Source organism: Cohnella lubricantis, from assembly GCF_014212015.1.
Taxonomy (GTDB): Bacteria; Bacillota; Bacilli; order Paenibacillales; family Paenibacillaceae; genus Cohnella; species Cohnella lubricantis.
Genome location: NZ_JACJVN010000033.1, coordinates 1 through 18190 on the forward strand (window position 1 = coordinate 1; position 18190 = coordinate 18190).

An 18190-nucleotide genomic window follows, 5' to 3' on the forward strand; every position below is an offset into this window, starting at 1 on the left:
AGCTGAGCGCCTCGCCGGAGAAGAGTTACGCGGTTTGGCCGAGTAACTCGCCAGCTGAGCGCCTTGCCGGAGCAGAGTTACGCGGAAAAGCCGAGTAACTTGCCAGCTGAGCGCCCGCCGGAGCAGAGTTACACGGTTTGGCCGAGTAACTCGCCAACTGAGCGCCTTGCCGGAGCAGAGTTACGCGGTTTGACCGAGTAACTCGCCAACTGAGCGCCCGCCGGAGCAGAGTTACGCGGTTTGACCGAGTAACTCGCCAGCTGAGCGCCTAGCCGGAGCAGAGTTACACGGTTTGGCCGAGTAACTCGCCAGCTGAGCGCCCGCCGGAGCAGAGTTACGCGGTTTGGCAGAGTAACTCGCCAGCTGAGCGCCTTGCCGGAGCAGAGTTACACGGTTTGGCCGAGTAACTCGCCAGCTGAGCGCCTCGCCGGAGCAGAGTTACGCGGTTTGGCCGAGTAACTCGCCAGCTGAGCGCCTTGCTGGAGCAGAGTTACACGGGTTGGCCGAGTAACTCGCCAACTGAGCGCCGCTGGAGCAGAGTTACGCGGCCTCGGCTGTTAACGTCACTATGGGCAGCAAGAGTCTCACCAAGGAGGTGAAGCGTCTAGCCCAACATAACAGCGCGTCCTTTGTCCGAGATGGCAAATTCAAAGCATCTGTGCTCACCCCCACCGATTCGAACCAGCAGACCTTTGGCTACTAAGCTTCTGGCCGCTCTGCTACTGGCTTCCTTACTCATCCGGAGCCAGTCCGACAGTTCAACTAGTTGAAAAGACTTCAGTCGCAAAGCGGCAAAACGCAGTGCCTCGCGCTCAACAACAGGCAGTTCCAATAACCCGGCTCCCGTTCCGCTCAGCTTCATGCTTATCAGCGCTTGAAGATCTCTTCGGCAAGACTCCGGTTGCTGCTCCAGCTCGTCCCGTGAGTACGGATAATAAGCATAGCCTAATGCGGTAACCGATCGTGTGCGAGCCCGTTCGAAGCTGAATCGCTTGCGAGTGATCTGCTCCGCATGGGTGATGTAGTTCTCCTCCTCGAGCACTGTCCCAGACGAACGAAGGAAGGCGTCTCCATAGATCCGTATTCCGGATAAAGCGATCATTTCGTATTCCAGCACAACATCGTCAAGTGACCGGATCACGGGGTAGAGTACCTCCAACATTGTCCTCGTATTGGACAGATCTCTCTCCAGCATCTCCCGCCGCTGCCCGCGAGATTCCGCCAATTGCCGTTGATGAAGCGACTTAAACTCATCCTCGAATTGTTGCATGCGCTCAAACATGTCATCACTCCTCATCCAAAAATAAAAAACACGCCGCAGCCCGTTGACGGAGCATGCGACGTGTTCTTCACGTGCATTTATTAGCATTATCTTATCAAAAATGGGGGAGAATGGCGAGTCCTGAGCAACTCGGCTTAATAGCCGCCTAGCGCGGCTGCGAATAGAGCGGCTATCCGAATTGGTGCAGTTAAGCTCGCCAGATCCAATGGATTGCCAGCGGAACGTGACCCAAGTTCCTCCAGCCCCGGCTTGCACTGAGCAGGTAGGCATGATACAACAAGGGATATCGAAAAGTTCGTTCAGGGGAAAGGAAGAGGCTTGTGTCGAAGGAACGGTCCATCCGCGAGGAGGAAGAGAAGCGGCTAACCGAAGTGCTCGGCATCGTGGAGCGCCGGCTGCTGAAGGAGCTGTCGGTGCTCGGCGAGCGGCGCGGGGATGTCGTCGGCATCCGGCAGGAATTCTGGGACGACGTAAGCTTCAACTTCTCGGACGAGACGGAGCTTGGCGAGACTTGGAGCAGCATCGTGCAGCAAGCGGAGATTCTGGCCGAACGCGAACGGAGCCACAAGGTCGCTTCGACCGCGGCATCGAGATTGGCGCTGCAGCGCGATAACCCATACTTCGCGCGAATTAACTTCAAGGAAGCGGGAGACGGCTTCAAGGAGAGCATCTACATCGGCAGAGGCACGATCGTCGGCGACGACGGTGAGACGTTCTACGTCTACGATTGGCGAGCGCCGGTGTCCAGCTTGTTCTACGATCACGAGCCGGGGCCGGCTTCGTATGAGACGCCGAGCGGAACCATTGAGGGAGAGCTGACGCTGAAGCGGCAGTTCGTCATTCGCCGCGGCGTCTTGAAGCATGTGTTCGACACGGATGAGACGATTGGCGACGAGATTCTTCAAGCGGTGCTATCCGAACGGTCGGATACATCGATGAAAAGCATTGTAGCGACGATTCAGAAGGAACAGAATCGCATCATCCGCGACGAGAAGCACAAGCTTCTCGTCGTGCAGGGAGCCGCGGGCAGCGGCAAGACGTCTGCCGCGCTGCAGAGAATCGCGTATTTGCTCTACCGGTATCGGGATACGCTGACGCCGGATCAGATCGTTCTTTTCTCCCCGAACCCTGTGTTTAAAGGCTATGTCTCGCGGGTGCTGCCGGACCTCGGCGAAGCGAACATGCGTCAGATGACGTTCCAAGAATTGATTGAATCCCGGCTCGGCCGGCGTTACGAGGTCGAGGATTTATTCTCTCAGACAGAGGCGCTCAGCGCTGCTGAAGGAACGCCGGAGGGCGATGCTCGCGAGACGGCGGCCAGGTACAAAGGCTCGAAGCACTTCTTCGAGACGGTGAACCGCTACTTGAAGCGGCTTGAGAAGGAAGGCGTCAAATTCCGTCTGCTGCGGTTCCGCAAAGATACGATCGTGTCCGTGGAGCAGATGGAGGAGCATTTCTACGGCGTGCTCGGGCATGAACACTTCGGCGACCGGCTCGCGAAGCTTCGCCGCTGGCTGAACGTGCAGTTGGACCAGTGGGTAGACAGCCAGTTGAAAGAGCCGTGGGTGCAGGAAGCGGCGGAGCTGACCGACGACGAGGAGTATCAGCGCGCGTATGTCGAGCTGCGACGGCGCGGCGGTTACGGGGAGGAGACGTTCGACGACGAAGCCCAGATCTCCGAGCTGCTGATGAAGCGGGCTGCGGAGAATGCGATCGCTCCGCTGCGCAAAGCGGTGAAGGGCTTCCGCTTCTTAGACCCGCTCGCGACGTACCGCGAGCTGTTCCGCAGCCGCACGCTGTTCACCGCCTGCGCGCCGGACGGCCGTCTGCCGGCCGGCTATGAATGGATGGCGCAGCGCGCGGAAGAGACGATGGATCGCAAGGAGCTCGACCACGAAGATGCGACCCCGCTGCTCTATGTGTTGGAGGCGCTTGAGGGCTTCCGCAAAGTGGATGGCGAAGTGCGCCACTTATTCGTGGATGAAGCGCAGGACTATTCGCCGTTCCAAGCGGCGTTCCTGCGCCGGAGGTTCCCGCGGGCGCGCATGACGGTGCTGGGCGACTTCAACCAAGCCATCTACGCGCAGGCGGAGGAGAGCGGCGGCTTCGGCGGCTGGACGCGGCTCGTTCCGGCACAGGAGACCGAAGTATGGCGGCTGTCGACCAGCTATCGCTCGACCGAGCCGATCGTCAACTTCTCCAAGCGGATCCTGAAGCCGGAGGATGCCGAGGGCATCTCGCCGTTCCATCGCCAAGGAGAGGAGCCGCTGCTGGCGTCATGCGCCGACGGGGCGGAGCTTGCCGATCGCATCGCAGCGGATGCGAAGGCGCTGCTGGAGACTGGCTACGCGACGATTGGCGTCATCGCGAAGACGGCGCGCGAATGCGCCAACGCCAGCGCGCTGGTGAAGGAGAGGCTGGGCGATGACGTGCCGGTGACGCTCGTTACCGGCGGATCGGCGAACCTGCCGCGCGGTGTCTCGATTCTGCCGTCTTATCTGTCCAAAGGGATCGAGTTCGACGCGGTGCTCGTCTGGGACGCTTCGGACGCGCGCTACGGCAGAGAGCAGGATCGCAAGCTGCTGTACACCGTATGTACGCGGGCGCTCCATGTGCTGCATGTGTACTGCTTGGGAGCGCCGTCGCCGTTACTCGCGGCAAGCGGAGGCTCTGTACCCGCAACGGACTCATCGTCCGCACAGGCGTCAAACGAAGCGCCAACGGCTGCAGATGCTGCCCCTGCGGCAGCGGACGCAGCAGTGCCGACCAACTCTGGCGCTTTGCCAAGGGCAGCGAAAGTTCAATCCGCAACGGACGTCCCTTCGTCAGCGGAGGTGAACCGATGAGCGCGGCCGTTATGGAGCAGGCGCGGGATGCGCTAAGGCGTTACTTCGGTTACGATTCGTTCCGCAGCGGGCAGGAGCGCTTGGTGAGCGCCATACTCGACGGACGCGATGCGCTAGGCGTCATGCCTACCGGCGCGGGCAAGTCAATCTGCTACCAGCTCCCCGCCGTGCTGCTGGATGGCGTCAGTCTCGTCGTGTCGCCGCTCATCTCGCTCATGAAGGACCAGGTCGACGCGCTGACGGAGACGGGCATTCCGGCTACTTATATTAATAGCTCCTTGTCCGCTCAGGAGACGAACGAGCGGCTTCGCGGGATGCTGGAGGGCCGCTACAAGCTCGTCTACATCGCGCCGGAGCGGCTGGAATCGGAGCGCTTCGTCTCGATCGTGCGCCAAGTGCCGATCCCGCTCGTCGCGGTGGACGAAGCGCACTGCGTCTCCCAGTGGGGGCACGACTTCCGGCCGAGCTACATGGGCATCGCGCGCCTGCTCGCGCACATCGAGCCGCGCCCGGTCATGGCTGCCTTCACCGCCACGGCGACGGATGTGGTGAAGCAGGACATCGTGGATCGGCTCCGCTTGTCGCGTCCGGAAAGGGTGACGACCGGCTACGCGCGGGATAATCTGGCGCTGTCGGTCGTCCGCAATGCGGACAAGCGCGATTACTTGGAGCGCTACATCCGCGAGCGCCGCGGCCAGGCGGGCATCGTGTATGCCGCGACCCGGCGGGAAGTGGAGAGCGTCCACTCGCACCTGCGGTCGCTGGGCATCGCGGCGGGCATGTACCATGCGGGGCTAAGCGAAGAGGAGCGCGATGCGGCGCAGGACGCTTTTCTCCGGGATGATCTGCAGATTATCGTGGCGACGAATGCGTTCGGCATGGGCATCGATAAGTCCAACGTCCGCTTCGTCGTGCACTACAACATGCCGAAGAACCTCGAAGCCTACTACCAGGAAGCCGGCCGCGCAGGACGTGACGGCGATCCGGGCGAATGCGTGCTGCTGTTCTCGCCCGCGGACACGGTGACGCAGAAGTTCTTCATCGAGCGCAGCGAGGCGGATGAGGAGCGCAAGAAGAACGATTATCGGCTGCTGAACGATATGGTCGAGTACGCGAACACGTCGGACTGCCTGCAGCGAGCTATCGTGCGCTACTTCGGGGAAGCAGACGCGGAGCCGTGCGGACGCTGCGGCAACTGCACCGACGAGCGGGAGCTAGTCGACATGACGGAGGAAGCGCAGATGATCTTCTCCTGCGTCGCGCGGGTTCGCCAGCGGTTCGGCGTCACGATGATCGCGAAGATCCTTCGGGGCTCGAACGACGCGAAGATCCGCCAGTTCGGCTTCGATTCGCTCAGCGTCTACGGCAGGATGAGCGGCCGTCCGGAGAAGGAGATCGCGCAGCTCATCCATGCGTTGATCGCCGACGGCTATCTTCGGCTGACGGACAGCCAGTATCCGGTTGTGCAGCTAGCCGAGCCGGCGAGGGGCGTCATCGAAGGGCGTGAGCAAGTGTTCCGCCGGGTCGAGCCCGCTATTGTCCGAAGACGCGGCAGGGGCAGAAGCGGCGCTGGGGACGCGGGAGACCAAGATGTGTACGATTCCGAGCTGTTCGAGCAGCTTCGACAGCTGCGCAAGAAGATGGCTGACCGCGAAGGCGTGCCGCCATTCGTTATTTTCCATGATGCGACGCTTCGCGAGATGAGCCAGCTTATGCCGAGAACCGAGCAGGAGCTGCGCGGGATCAAAGGCATCGGCGACGCCAAGTTCGCCAAGTACGGGCGCGAATTCTTGGAGCTGCTTCAGACGGCTGTGAAGGAATAATCGGACGATCGATCGTTATCCCGCAATGATATAATCGCGTTATCAATAGCAGAAGGATGTGTGGTCATGAACAAAGTTTGGGCCTCCCGCAAGCAACGAGTGCTCGCGCACCTGAAGGAGAACGGAATCGACACGGCGCTGATTACCGCACCGAGCAATATTTATTATTTAACGGGATTCCTGTCGAATCCGCATGAGAGATTTCTAGCGCTGCTGCTAGACGCGCGCTCGGAGGAAGAGACGCTGTTCGTGCCGGCGTTGGATGCGGAAGCCGCTGCGCAGGCCGGCGTCACGGCGCGGATGGTCCCTCTGTCGGATACCGACGACGCTTATGCGCGGCTGCAGCAGGAAGCTTCGGGCCGGATCGCTTCGATCGGCGTCGAGAAGGGCTACATGACGCTGGACCGGGCGGAGCGGATCGCGGATGCGTTCCCCGGCGTTCGCACAGCCGATCTGACTTCCTTCATCGATTCTCTTAAAGTGAGGAAGACAGAGGAAGAGATTGCGAAGGTGAGGCTTGCGATCGATACGGTCGAGAAGGTAGTGGAGCACGCAGCGAGCCATGCGGTCGTCGGCATGACCGAGCTCGAGCTGACCGCCGAGCTAGAATATCAAATGAAGCGCTTCGGCGCTGACAAGCCCTCCTTCGAATCAATCGTCCTGACCGGACGCCGTTCGGCGCTGCCGCATGGCGTGCCGGAGGCGGTGCCGATCGCGGCAGGCGATTACCTGCTCATCGATATCGGCGTCAAAGTGCAGGGCTATTGCTCCGATATTACCCGGACGTTCTTAATGGGTGAGGGTACAGAGGAGCAGGAGCGTATCTATGAGACGGTGCTGGCCGCCAACCAGGCCGGCATCTCGGCGGCCAAGCTCGGTCATCCGATCGCGGCCGTCGACCGCGCGGCGCGGGAGGTTATCGCTTCGGCCGGCTACGGCGAATACTTCACGCACCGGGTCGGCCATGGCTTCGGCATGGACATTCACGAGTACCCGTCGCTGCACGGGAACAACGAGAACCCGCTGGAGCCGGGCATGCTGTTCACGATCGAGCCCGGCATCTACGTGCCCGAGATCGGCGGCGTGCGGATCGAAGACGACATCTACCTGCGCGAAGACGGAACGGCCGAGGTGCTGACCACGTACCCGAAGTGGCTTATCCGGCTCGGCGAATAAGGAGAAGCGCCTCCAGCCTATTCGGCGGAGGCGCTTTCTCTTAGTGCAGTGACGAGGGGGGGAGTGGTTATGCTATTGGACATTCCTCTACCTCCAAGAGTGCTTCACGACCATCCATAGATTGGCGGGCTTCTCCGCGAGCCGCCTGGTGAAGTACGGATACCACATGACGCCGTACGGCACGTAGCAGCGGACGCGGTACCCCTCGCTCGCCAGCTTCTCCTGATAACCCATACGCAGTCCGTAAAGCATCTGGAATTCGAACGCATCCTTGGCGATTCCATTAGACGCGGCGAAGTCTCTCACCCAATTGATGATTCGGTCATCGTGCGAGCCGATCGCGACATACGCGCTTTGGCTCATAAGCGAGCCTGCAATCTTACGCAGGTTGGCGATTACATCTGCCGATCGCTGATACGCGATGGACGCCGGCTCCTTGTAAGCGCCTTTGACGAGCCGCAGACGTATGTTCTCCTTCGTCAGCTCGGCAGCGTCCTGCTCCGAGCGATACAGATAGGCTTGCAGCACGGTCCCGACATTGGTCAGCCCTTCCGCATGAAGCCGCCGGACAATATCGATCGTGGCCTGCGTATAGGGCGAATCCTCCATGTCGATGCGCACGAAGCCGCGCGTCTTCCTTGCTTCGAGGACTACAGACCGGATATTGCCATAACAGGCTTTGGCATCAAGCACGAGGCCCATCTGGGTCGGCTTGAGGGAGACATTCCCGAGGACGCCGTTCTTCGCGATGCTCCGCACGAGCTCCACGTATTCGTCGCGATAGCTGCTGGCCTCCTCCAGCCGCCGAATGCCTTCGCCGAGATGGTCAAGCGTGACCAGGATGCCTCTCTTGTTCAGATCTGCGGCGACAGCCAGCGCTTCCTCGCGGCTGTCGCCTGCGATGAAGCGGGAAGCCAGCTTGCCGCCATACTTAGCGGCCAGCCGTTCGACCGTACGTCTGCCTGCAATGGACAACAGCATTCTTCTGTACATTCCCGTTCCGATGCCCATGCCGATCCCTCTCTTCCTGTTCTATAGGTATGCGGGAAGGGTTGGCAAGGATAGAATGAGGCCGCATCAGATTTTTCTGGGAGGAATGCAATTCGTCTCCTCTCCCTAAATATGTATTAGGGAGAAGGAGGCGAGGGCTATGAGCCGCAGAAGCTTCGATGCGCGCAAGGCGATCTGGCTCGCCGCCGCGTGCGTTCAAACCTACAAGCAATATGAGCATCCGGACGACGAATTCGTCGTGCCGGCAGGATATACGGTCGACTCCGGCTTTATCGCCCACTCGCTGAATCGGGTCTGGGAGCCTTTCGGCTTCATTCTGGAATCTTCGGAAGAGATTGTCGTGGCGTTCCGCGGCACGAGCTCGGCGTCCGATTGGCTGTCAGACGCGCTGGCGAGCCAAATCGAATATCCTTACGCTAAGAACGCCGGTAAGGCTCACCGCGGCTTCACGGAAATCTATCAGACGGCAAGGGATCAGATTCTGACCTCGCTGCGGGGGATGAGCAGCGGCAAAGCGCTGTACGTGACCGGCCACAGCTTAGGCGGGGCGCTCGCCGTGCTGTGCGCGCTGGATGTCGCGGGCAACACCGGATTTCGTTCGCCGATCCTGTATACGTACGGGGCTCCGCGCGTCGGCAGCCCTGCCTTCGTCACCGCGTTCTCCAGACGCCAGATCGCCGTTCAACGTGTCAGCAATCTGTATGATGCAGTTACTTATCTTCCACCGCCTACGGTTCGAATTCCGCGCACCGACCTGGTGTTCGAGTACCGGCACATCAAGCCCTTCGTCGCGCTTGAGTTCCGCGGCGGCAATGTCTCCTCCAATCATGTCATCGGCAGTTACTTCGCGGAGCTGTCGAAGCGGGATCCGGCCTATGCGAAGAAGCTGTGCGAGGAGAACCCGGGCTTCTGTCCCGCGCAGTGAATTTATTCCAGCGGATCGTGCCGCCGCATGCGGTCTCTGAACTGCTTCGGGGAACAGCCGTTCAAGCGGCGGAACATCTCGTAGAAGTGGCCGAGATTGGAGAATCCGGCCGCTTCCGCTATTTCCGAGATGCTGGCCTCGTCGTTGACGAGCAGCTGCTGTTCGGCTTTCTTGATCCGCCTATAGACGACGAAGTCGGTGAACGACATGCCAATGCTTCTCTTGAACATCTTGATAAAATGAGTGTAGCTCATGTTGACGAGTCCGCTGACCTCGGTTACGGACAGCTTGTCGCTCAGATGAGCTTCGACGTAATCGATAGCCGGCTGAAGCCGCTCGGCCAGCCGATCGTTATGGTTGTACTGAAGCCGCGACCGTACGTCATGGCGCAGCAGCAACAGAAGAATGCTCTTGATTCGTGAAGAGACGGCCAATTCATAGCCGATCTTCGCGTCGTTCATCTCCCGGTAGATCTCGCGGATCAGCGCCGCAGTTTGCAACCGGGCATCTTTGTTCTCCCGATAGATATAGTTAAGGGAGCTGAGCGGACGGAGCACTTCGGAGAAGTGCTGCATGCTGTTCAGCGTGCTGGGATCCCAATAATTGCGCAGGTTGATCTGAAGAACGATATAGCTAACGCTGCTGCTTCTGGTCTGCAGCGTTGTATGCGGTTCGGAGGAACCGAACACGGCGATATCCCCTTTGCGAAGCTGAAGCTGCTCTTCCTTGCAGAAGGCCGTCAGCTCGCCCTTAAGGATCAGCAGAAGCTCTACTTCCTCGTGATAATGCCAGCCGGAATAGCGAGATTGCCGCCAATCCTGTTCCGTTCGCCTTCGCGTCTCTTCAGAAGCGAGATTGTCGGAATCGATCTGCCAGATCCGCATCGCGAGGAACGGATTCTGGTAAATGACATGCTCATACAGAAGCTCCGGATACATGGGGATTAGCCTCCCATTGTGCGAGATGGTTGATCGAATGGTGTAATGTTATTCTACCATATTCAGTTCCTGAATAGATTTGGATGACAGAATACCGTAATAAATAGATTGAATGGGCCATCGAATGGAAGCCCTTTCTTCAATACAATGATGGAGTAGCCTAACCCTGGAAGGGAGATTGATAAGATGAGCGCACCGATTAATGTAACAGTATGGAACGAATATAGGCATGAGGTCACGAAGGAGGCTATCGCGGCTATCTACCCCCGCGGGATCCACGGGGCGATCGCCGAAGGGCTGGATACGACGGGCAAGATCCGTACGGCCACGTTGGTTGAGCCAGAGCATGGGTTAACAGAGGAAGTGCTGAACGACACCGACGTCCTAATCTGGTGGGGACATATGGCTCATGGCGACGTGCAGGACGATATCGTGGAACGGGTGCATCGGCGCGTGCTGCAAGGCATGGGGTTGATCGTGCTGCACTCTGGACACTTCTCGAAAATATTTAAGAAGCTGATGGGCACCTCCTGCGATCTGAAGTGGCGGGAAGCCGACGAGAAGGAGCGCATCTGGATCGTGAATCCGGCGCATCCGATCGCAGCCGGCCTCGGCGAATACTTCGAGCTGCCGCAGGAGGAGATGTACGGCGAGCACTTCGACATTCCGGCGCCGGACGAGCTGGTTATGGTCAGCTGGTTCGAAGGCGGCGAAGTGTTCCGAAGCGGCTGCTGCTATACGCGCGGCTCGGGCAAGATTTTCTACTTCCGTCCCGGACATGAGTCGTATCCGACTTACCATAATCCGAATGTGAAGAAGGTCATCAACAATGCGGTAAGATGGGCTGCGCCCGTGGATCGGGAATATCCGCGATACGGCCACTCCCAACCGCTCGAGACGATCAAGGGGAATGGATGAACATGTTGAGAATAGGAGTAGTCGGCACGGGCGGTATCTTCAAATGGGCGCATCTTCCCGGATGGCTCGCCTGCGAGGAAGTCGAGATCGTCGCGTTCTGCGACGCGTTCCGGGCGTCCGCCGAAGCGGCCGCCAAGGATTTCCCCCATGCTAAGGTTTATGACGATTACCGCGAGTTGATCGCCAATCCGCAGATCGATATCGTCGGCATCAGCACGCCGAATCTGTATCACTCGGAGATCGCTATCGCCGCTCTTCGCGCAGGCAAGCATGTCTTCTGCGAGAAGCCGGACGCGGTTAATCCGGTAGAAGCGCAGCGCATGGCGGACGCCGCGCGCGAATCCGGCAAGCTGCTCATGGCAATGCGCAACAACCGGTTCAGCGAAGAAGCGAAGTTCGCCAAGCGCATCATCGAGCAAGGGCAGATGGGCGAGATGTACATGGGCCGCTGCGGCTGGATTCGCCGACGGGGCATCCCCGGCCGAGGCGGCTGGTTCACGACGAAGGAGCTGTCCGGCGGCGGGCCGCTGATCGACCTTGGCGTGCATATGATTGATCTGGCGATGTGGCTGGCCGGAAATCCGAAGCCGGTGACGGTGTCGGGCTCGACGTACCGCCAATTCGCGGACCGTCCGGATGCTTCGGGCAAGGTGCCGGAGGGCACGTTCGACGTGGAGGACTTGGCGGCCGGCTTCATTCGCTTCGATAACGGCGCTTCGCTGCAGATCGAGTTCAGCTGGGCATCGAACATCGAAGAAGAGAAGAAGTTCCTCGAATGGAGAGGGACGGAAGGCGGCTTCAGTCTGGTGAACGACAAGCTGAAGCTGTTCACGGAGAGCGGCGGCGTGCTGATCGACCAGCAGCCGAAATTCACGGCAGCCCCGGTTCCGCAGCATACGGCCAACATTCGTCACTTCGTCGATTGCGTGCTTGGCCGCGAGCGGCCGATCATCACGCCGGACCAAGGCGTAGATATGATCAAGATCTTGTCCGCCATCTACGAATCGGCGGAGCTGGGAAGAGAAGTAAGACTGTAATTAAGCTGCAACAACAAGAACGGGATCCGGAAGCGGCGGATCCCGTTCTTTGCTTTCCCTCGAGATGACATGAGGATATTCAAGAAACTCATGAGGAAATTGTATTCTTCGGCGACGGACGCGGTGCTAAGATCAGGATGAAGTTGGCAGAAGCCGCTATAGAAAAGGAGAGGGTATACAGATGAGAAAGCTGTTGAAAACGATTCCGCTTCTGCTCGTCGTCCTGTTGCTGGCCGCGTTCGCGTCGGCATGCAGCAAGAACGGCAGCAGCAAGGTCGACGTCGGCATCGTGCTCCCGACGAAGGATGAAGAGAGATGGACGCAGGACGAGCAGCGCTTCAAGGATCTGCTCAAGGACACCGATTATTCGACAGAAGTTCTGTTCAGCCAAGGGTCCACCGCCAAGGAGAAAGAGAACGTCGAGTCGCTCATCTCCAAAGGCATTAAGGTGCTGATCATCTGCCCGCAAGACGGCGCTGCGGCAGGCGCTGCCGTTGAAGCCGCCAAGGATGAAGGCATCACGGTCATCGCTTACGACCGTCTGATCACGGACACCGACGCTGTCGACTACTTCGTTACGTTTGATAGTGTCGCCGTCGGTAGAGAACAGGCGCAATATTTGGTCGATCATGCGAAGGGCAACGGCCAGCCGCTGTACTTGTACGCAGGCTCGGCTACGGACAACAACGCGTTCGACTTCTTTACCGGTTCGTGGTCCGTCCTGCAACCGAAGATTGCAGACGGCACATTCAAGATCGCAAACTCCAGCGAAGCGGAAGCTTTGAAGGATAAAGCCGAATTGACGCGTGAGGAGATGGCCAAGATCATCGGCCAAGTCACGACGAACTGGAATGCTGGCGACGCCAAGAACTTGGCGCAGACGCACTTGACGGCTGCTTCAGCAGACATGAAGGGCGACGTCGTAATCCTGGCGCCGAACGACGACACAGCCCGTTCGATCGCTGACGCGTTCGCCTCGGATAGTGCGATCACTAGCTATGTGATCTCCGGCCAAGACGCCGCGCAAGCGTCGATCCAATATATCATCGACGGCAAGCAATCGATGACGGTGTTCAAGGACGTGCGCATTCTGTCCAAAGACGCCATCGATATGGCGGTAACGGTTCTCGAAGGTAAGACGCCGGAGACGAACGGCGTCAAGAATAACAATACAAAGGACGTTCCGGCGAAGCAAACGCCAATCACCGTCGTAGACAAAGAGAACGTTAAATCTGCAATTATTGACTCCGGCTACTATCAAGCAAGCGAGTTTGAAGGTCTGTAATCGTCAATAGGCCATAGGTCGGTGGGAATAGTGATAGAGTCGTCTATCACTATTCCCTATTCTGCGAGTGTATGGCTAAGGAGAGCAGGAGCATGAGCAAATACATTTTAGAGATGAACGATATCTCCAAGGAATTCACCGGCGTCAAAGCCCTCTCGAATGTCAGCTTCAAGGTGGAGAAGGGCGAGATCCATTGCCTGGTCGGCGAGAACGGCGCTGGCAAATCGACGCTCATGAAAGTGCTGAGCGGCGTCTATCCGCACGGCACGTATTCGGGCGACATCGTCTTCGAAGGCAAGATTCAGCGGTTCGGGAGCATAAGCGACAGCGTCGGCGCGGGCATCGTCATTATTTATCAGGAACTGGCGCTGTTCCCCGACTTGTCCGTCTACGAGAACATCTTTGCGGGTAACGAAGTGAAGCGCGGGGCGATCGTGGATTGGAATGAGACCATCGCGCGCGCCAAAGATATGCTGCGGGTGGTGAAGCTGGACGTCAATCCCGACATGCTGGTGAAGGATTTGGGCGTCGGCAAGCAGCAGCTCGTCGAGATCGCCAAAGCGTTAAGCAAGAACGTGAAGCTGCTTATACTGGACGAACCGACGGCGGCTCTGAACGAGAATGACAGCGAGAACCTGCTGAAGCTTCTGCAGGAGTTGAAGAAGCAGGGGATTACCTGCATTATGATCTCCCATAAGCTGAAGGAGGTCATCGCGATTGCGGATAAGGCGACGGTCTTGCGGGACGGGCACACGATCTGTACACTGGATGCGGCTAAGGGCGAGATTACAGAGAACGCCATTATCAAGAACATGGTCGGTCGAGAGATCGACGATATTTACCCGAAGCGCTCGAACAAGAATTTCGGCAGCAACGTATTGGAGATCCGCAATTGGACGGCATACGATCCTGCGCTTGGACGTGAAGTCGTGAAGGACGCCGGCATTCACGTCAGGCAAGGCGAGATCGTCGGCATCGCTGGACTGATGGGATCGGGAAGAACGGAGCTCGCGCAGAGCATCTTCGGCAACCCGAAGTCGTACCGGATTCAAGGCGAGCTGCTGATGAATGGCGAGAGCAGGAAATTCCGGGAGCCGAAGGACGCGATTGAAGCGGGCATCGCTTATGTGACGGAGGACCGCAAAGGAGACGGCTTATTCCTTATTCAGGACATTAAGCAGAATATTACGGCGGCCAATCTGCAGGCCATCGCTTCCCGCGGCGTCATTAACGACAACGAAGAAGTGAAGATCTCAAGCGAATACAAGGACTCCTTAAATATAAAAGCGCCGTCCGTAGAGCAATTGGTCGGCAATTTGAGCGGAGGCAACCAGCAGAAGGTCAGCTTGGGCAAGTGGCTGTTCGTCGGGCCGAAGCTGCTCATTCTCGACGAACCGACGCGAGGCATCGACGTCGGCGCGAAGTTCGAGATTTATACGATCATGAACAGACTGATTGCCGAAGGCATGAGCATCATTATGATCTCTTCGGAATTAGGCGAAGTGCTCGGCATGAGCGATCGCGTGTACGTAATGGCCGAAGGCCGCATTAAGGGCGAACTGCCCATCGAGGAAGCCGATCAGGAGAAAATCATGAAGCTGGCAACGCAATAGGGGGAAGACATATGAAACCGATCACCGGTAAGCCAACGCCTACCGCTCCATTAACGGAGAAATCCAATTTTGCCGCGGAAGCGAGAACGATGGCGAAGAAGAATATCCGCGAATACGGCATGTACATCGCGCTGTTCGTCATCGTCGTCGTCTTCTCGTTCTTGACGGACGGCCTGTTCATCTCGTCCCGGAACATCAGCAACCTGCTCGATCAGACGGGGTATATCGCGGTGCTGGCCGTCGGCATGACGCTGGTCATCGTCATTCGGCATATCGACTTGTCCGTCGGGTATGCCGCGGGTTTCATGGGAGCCATCGCCGCTATCCTCATGTCCGACGCGGGAATGTCAGTCTATCTGACGATTCCGATCATTCTGGTGATCGGCATCTTCCTGGGCCTGGTCAACGGCTTCTTGATCGCGAAGATCGGCATTCCATCGTTCGTCGCCTCACTGGCGCTGTATCTCGTATTCCGAGGGGCGTTGCTGCAGGTGACGGAGAGGACCGGCACGATTCTCGTGGAGGACGAGCGCTTCAACGCGCTCGGCACCGGATTCATTCCGGATATCGCCACGGTCGGCGGCCTGCACGTGCTGACCTTGATTCTCGGCGCCGTCTTTATTCTCTTCTTCATCTATAGTGACGTCTCCAAACGGCGGAATAAGCTGAAGTATCGCTTCGAAGTCATCTCGAACACGATGTTCACGATCAAGCTCGTCTTCGTCTCCGTAATCATCGCCTACATCACGTGGGTGCTGGCCGGGTACAAAGGGTTCTCCTGGACGATGATCATCATGCTGGCCGTCGTCGCCATCTATCACTTCCTGACGAGCTCCACCGTTATCGGGCGCCACATCTACGCGGTCGGCAGCAATCCTGAAGCGGCGAAGCTGAGCGGCATCAGCGTGAAGAAAATCACGTTCATCGTCTTCGGCTCCATGGGTCTGCTGTCGGCGCTGTCGGGCATTCTCTATACCGCCCGCCTGAATTCGGCTACGACGACCGCGGGCACGCTGTTCGAGCTTGACGCCATCGCCGCGGCGTATGTCGGCGGCGTATCGGCGGCCGGCGGCGTCGGCAAGGTGACGGGCTCGATCATCGGCGCGATCGTCATGATGTCGCTGACGAACGGCATGAACCTGATGGGCGTCGGCATCTCCTATCAGTACATGATCCGCGGCGCAGTGCTGGCAGCGGCCGTTATCTTCGACGTCATGACGCGCAGGAAGAGAGCTTAACATCCGGCGGGACCTCTCCGATCAATCATACGGGAACCTAAAGATAACACCAGGGAACGAAGCGCCTGGTGTTATCTGCATTTGATAAGACATCTCCGCCGTTCGTTAGAAGTTGGAGATCAATCCGTTCTCTCTGGAGACGATCACCGCCTTAAGCCGCGAGGATACGTTCAGCTTGTTCATGATATTGCTGATATGGTAGTGGACGGTTCGAGGACTAATGAACAGCTGCTTGGCGATCTCTGTCGTAGACAATCCGTCAGCTACCAATTGCAGAATCTCGCTCTCGCGGGAGGTCAATCGGTTCTCGTCGAATAGGCGGGCTTTGATCAATGCTTTCTTGGTCTGTTCGTTAGGTAGAACGAGATCTCCGGCCATTAGATCCGATATGCCTTGAATCAGCTGTTCCGGCGTGCATGTCTTCATCAAGAACCCGGTTAGATTCTGGCGGATCAACCGCATGATGCCATGGATCGAGGGCTCGTTCAGAAGCACCAGTATCCGAGGCGGTTGGGAAGCCTGCGCGAGTTGAGCGAGATGTCTGGTCAACCAAGCGGAGGTATAGTGCTGGTCCATAATGACGAGATCCGGATTGCCCTGCATAATTAGTTCTAACGGTTTATCCGCGAATGCAGGGGCTTTGACGACTTCGAAGCAATATTCTCCAAGCCGTAGACCGTGCAGGATCCGATAGATTCCGTCCATGAAGACAGGCAGCGGGTCGATGATCAGTGCTCGAACCTTAATCACTCATGATTCACCCCATTATCCGTCTCGATATCGAGTGGAAATTCAAAGCAATAGGAGGGATTTCTTGTCAGTTAGAGAATGGATAATTATGCGGAAATATCGAAGGAGGAGTGTTGATATCATTATGATAAACGAATAAAAAGTCATATTTGCACTTACTTTTGTCATGGTTAGTCATGTGAAAGGTGAGATCATGAGGACTGGGTACATCCTATTTCGATTATTAGGCTACTCCGCGATCGCACTCATGGTGATGAGCCGGAGAATGGACGTTCACTGGGCGGTATGGGCTTTGAGCGCATTTATAGCCGCCTGGTGTGTCGGAGACCAGGGGAAGAGACACGATTCTCCGTTGCGTACATTGCGTAAAGGAATTTATGCGGAGACGGTTCTGATTGTCGTATTGGCGGGATTGTACCGCCACGAAGAAATTCTCTACTTGTTGTTCTCTCCCATGCTTAGAAGCTGCGTTCATTTGCCATTGCGGGAGAGCTGCGGGCTTATCGTGTCCATGGAAGGCATTCTGTTGGCCTTTGACGAATGGTTCTCCGTACCGATCGAGAATTCGTGGGGGCAGATGGTGATTACGGCTCTCGTTGGCAGTTACGCGCTTTTCTTCAGTGAACTCTATAAGCACAAAGAAAGGCTAAGACGAATGGTGACCGTATCCGATTTTGAGAAAGAAGTATACGCAGCCGAACAGGAACGAATCCGGGTAGCCGGCGAATTGCACGATTTAACCGGCCAATTCTGGATAGCCGTCGTACGCGCGCTGGACGTGGCCTTGCACGTAGAAGAACCGCAAAGACAGGAATTTATATCCAAAGCCCGCAAAGCGGCTCTGGATGGATTGAACCAGATGAGAGAAAGCTTGTCGGTCTGGCATAACGGCCGCAAGACGCCGTCCCAATGGATGAATTTCTTGGAGGATTCCGTATCGCGATTTCGAGACATCATGAATATCGAAGTGGAATTGAAGCTGGCCAAGGTGAATTGGAGCCGATTGGGGATGGCGAGCGAAGTCGCCGAAGCTATTGCCCGTATCAGCATAGAATCGATGACGAATGCGGTTCGTCATGGGAAGTCGACCCGAATCAGCATCCTCTTGGACGTAGGGAATGACGCTTTACTTCTTAAGGTATCGGACAACGGAATAGGAACGATAAGCGATAGTCCTCAGCCTTCTTCGACAGCAGGGATCGGGACGAAGACGATGGAGAACGTCGTTCAACAATTTGGGGGTGAGATCAAGCGTACGAAGAGCCAGATGGGAGGAACGATGATTGAAGCCTTCATCCCGATGCGCTTCAATTCAACTCAACTGGAGTTCTGTTAACGGAAGGAGATG

14 protein-coding genes are annotated in these 18190 nt (G+C 57.5%); 10 read left to right on the forward strand and 4 right to left on the reverse strand.

What is annotated here, in order from left to right; translation table 11 throughout:
* Positions 1 to 604: 604 nt before the first annotated feature.
* Complete coding sequence (locus H4Q31_RS08905) at positions 605 to 1282, reverse strand: hypothetical protein (RefSeq protein ID WP_185178722.1); 678 nt, start codon at positions 1280 to 1282, stop codon at positions 605 to 607.
* Between the two features lie 320 nt (positions 1283 to 1602).
* Here H4Q31_RS08905 and helD point away from each other — a divergent pair, with 320 nt between their 5' ends.
* From helD to H4Q31_RS08920, 3 genes are all read left to right on the forward strand, one after another.
* Positions 1603 to 4128 carry an RNA polymerase recycling motor HelD gene (gene helD / locus H4Q31_RS08910; protein WP_185178723.1) on the forward strand — a complete coding sequence of 842 codons (2526 nt, stop codon included), beginning with the start codon at positions 1603 to 1605 and terminating at the stop codon, positions 4126 to 4128.
* A complete protein-coding gene (gene recQ, locus H4Q31_RS08915) occupies positions 4125 to 5951 on the forward strand; it encodes a DNA helicase RecQ (RefSeq protein WP_185178724.1) in 1827 nt (608 codons plus the stop codon). The genes helD and recQ overlap by 4 nt, the downstream gene beginning before the upstream one ends.
* 66 nt (positions 5952 to 6017) lie before the next feature.
* A complete protein-coding gene (locus tag H4Q31_RS08920) occupies positions 6018 to 7127 on the forward strand; it encodes a M24 family metallopeptidase (protein ID WP_185178725.1) in 1110 nt (369 codons plus the stop codon).
* Positions 7128 to 7214: 87 nt separating this feature from the next.
* Here the strand turns inward: H4Q31_RS08920 and H4Q31_RS08925 are convergent, their stop codons facing one another.
* Positions 7215 to 8138, reverse strand: coding sequence for a proline dehydrogenase family protein (locus tag H4Q31_RS08925; RefSeq protein WP_185178726.1), 924 nt, complete (start codon positions 8136 to 8138; stop codon positions 7215 to 7217).
* 139 nt (positions 8139 to 8277) lie between these two features.
* Here H4Q31_RS08925 and H4Q31_RS08930 point away from each other — a divergent pair, with 139 nt between their 5' ends.
* Positions 8278 to 9063: a lipase family protein gene (locus H4Q31_RS08930; RefSeq protein WP_185178727.1), complete on the forward strand. Its 786-nt coding sequence runs from the start codon at positions 8278 to 8280 to the stop codon at positions 9061 to 9063.
* A gap of 2 nt (positions 9064 to 9065) precedes the next feature.
* Here the strand turns inward: H4Q31_RS08930 and H4Q31_RS08935 are convergent, their stop codons facing one another.
* Positions 9066 to 10001, reverse strand: coding sequence for an AraC family transcriptional regulator (locus H4Q31_RS08935; protein WP_185178728.1), 936 nt, complete (start codon positions 9999 to 10001; stop codon positions 9066 to 9068).
* 186 nt (positions 10002 to 10187) lie between these two features.
* Between H4Q31_RS08935 and H4Q31_RS08940 the strand changes: the two genes are divergently transcribed.
* From H4Q31_RS08940 to H4Q31_RS08960, 5 genes are all read left to right on the forward strand, one after another.
* A complete protein-coding gene (locus H4Q31_RS08940) occupies positions 10188 to 10919 on the forward strand; it encodes a ThuA domain-containing protein (RefSeq protein ID WP_185178729.1) in 732 nt (243 codons plus the stop codon).
* Between the two features lie 2 nt (positions 10920 to 10921).
* Positions 10922 to 11956, forward strand: a complete 1035-nt coding sequence (locus H4Q31_RS08945; RefSeq protein WP_245347151.1) for a Gfo/Idh/MocA family protein — start codon at positions 10922 to 10924, stop codon at positions 11954 to 11956.
* A 181-nt stretch (positions 11957 to 12137) separates the two neighbouring features.
* Positions 12138 to 13241: a sugar ABC transporter substrate-binding protein gene (locus H4Q31_RS08950; RefSeq protein ID WP_185178731.1), complete on the forward strand. Its 1104-nt coding sequence runs from the start codon at positions 12138 to 12140 to the stop codon at positions 13239 to 13241.
* A gap of 92 nt (positions 13242 to 13333) precedes the next feature.
* Positions 13334 to 14854, forward strand: coding sequence for an ATP-binding cassette domain-containing protein (locus tag H4Q31_RS08955; protein WP_185178732.1), 1521 nt, complete (start codon positions 13334 to 13336; stop codon positions 14852 to 14854).
* A gap of 89 nt (positions 14855 to 14943) precedes the next feature.
* Positions 14944 to 16092, forward strand: a complete 1149-nt coding sequence (locus tag H4Q31_RS08960) for a sugar ABC transporter permease (RefSeq protein ID WP_245347169.1) — start codon at positions 14944 to 14946, stop codon at positions 16090 to 16092.
* Positions 16093 to 16197: 105 nt separating this feature from the next.
* On the opposite strand, the gene H4Q31_RS21770 is transcribed toward H4Q31_RS08960, so the two are convergent.
* Entirely contained in the window at positions 16198 to 16842 is a 645-nt protein-coding gene (locus H4Q31_RS21770) for a LuxR C-terminal-related transcriptional regulator (protein WP_311771705.1), read from the reverse strand.
* 352 nt (positions 16843 to 17194) lie between these two features.
* On the opposite strand from H4Q31_RS21770, the gene H4Q31_RS08970 reads away from it, so the two are divergent.
* Positions 17195 to 18178: a sensor histidine kinase gene (locus H4Q31_RS08970; RefSeq protein ID WP_185178734.1), complete on the forward strand. Its 984-nt coding sequence runs from the start codon at positions 17195 to 17197 to the stop codon at positions 18176 to 18178.
* Positions 18179 to 18190 lie beyond the last annotated feature (12 nt).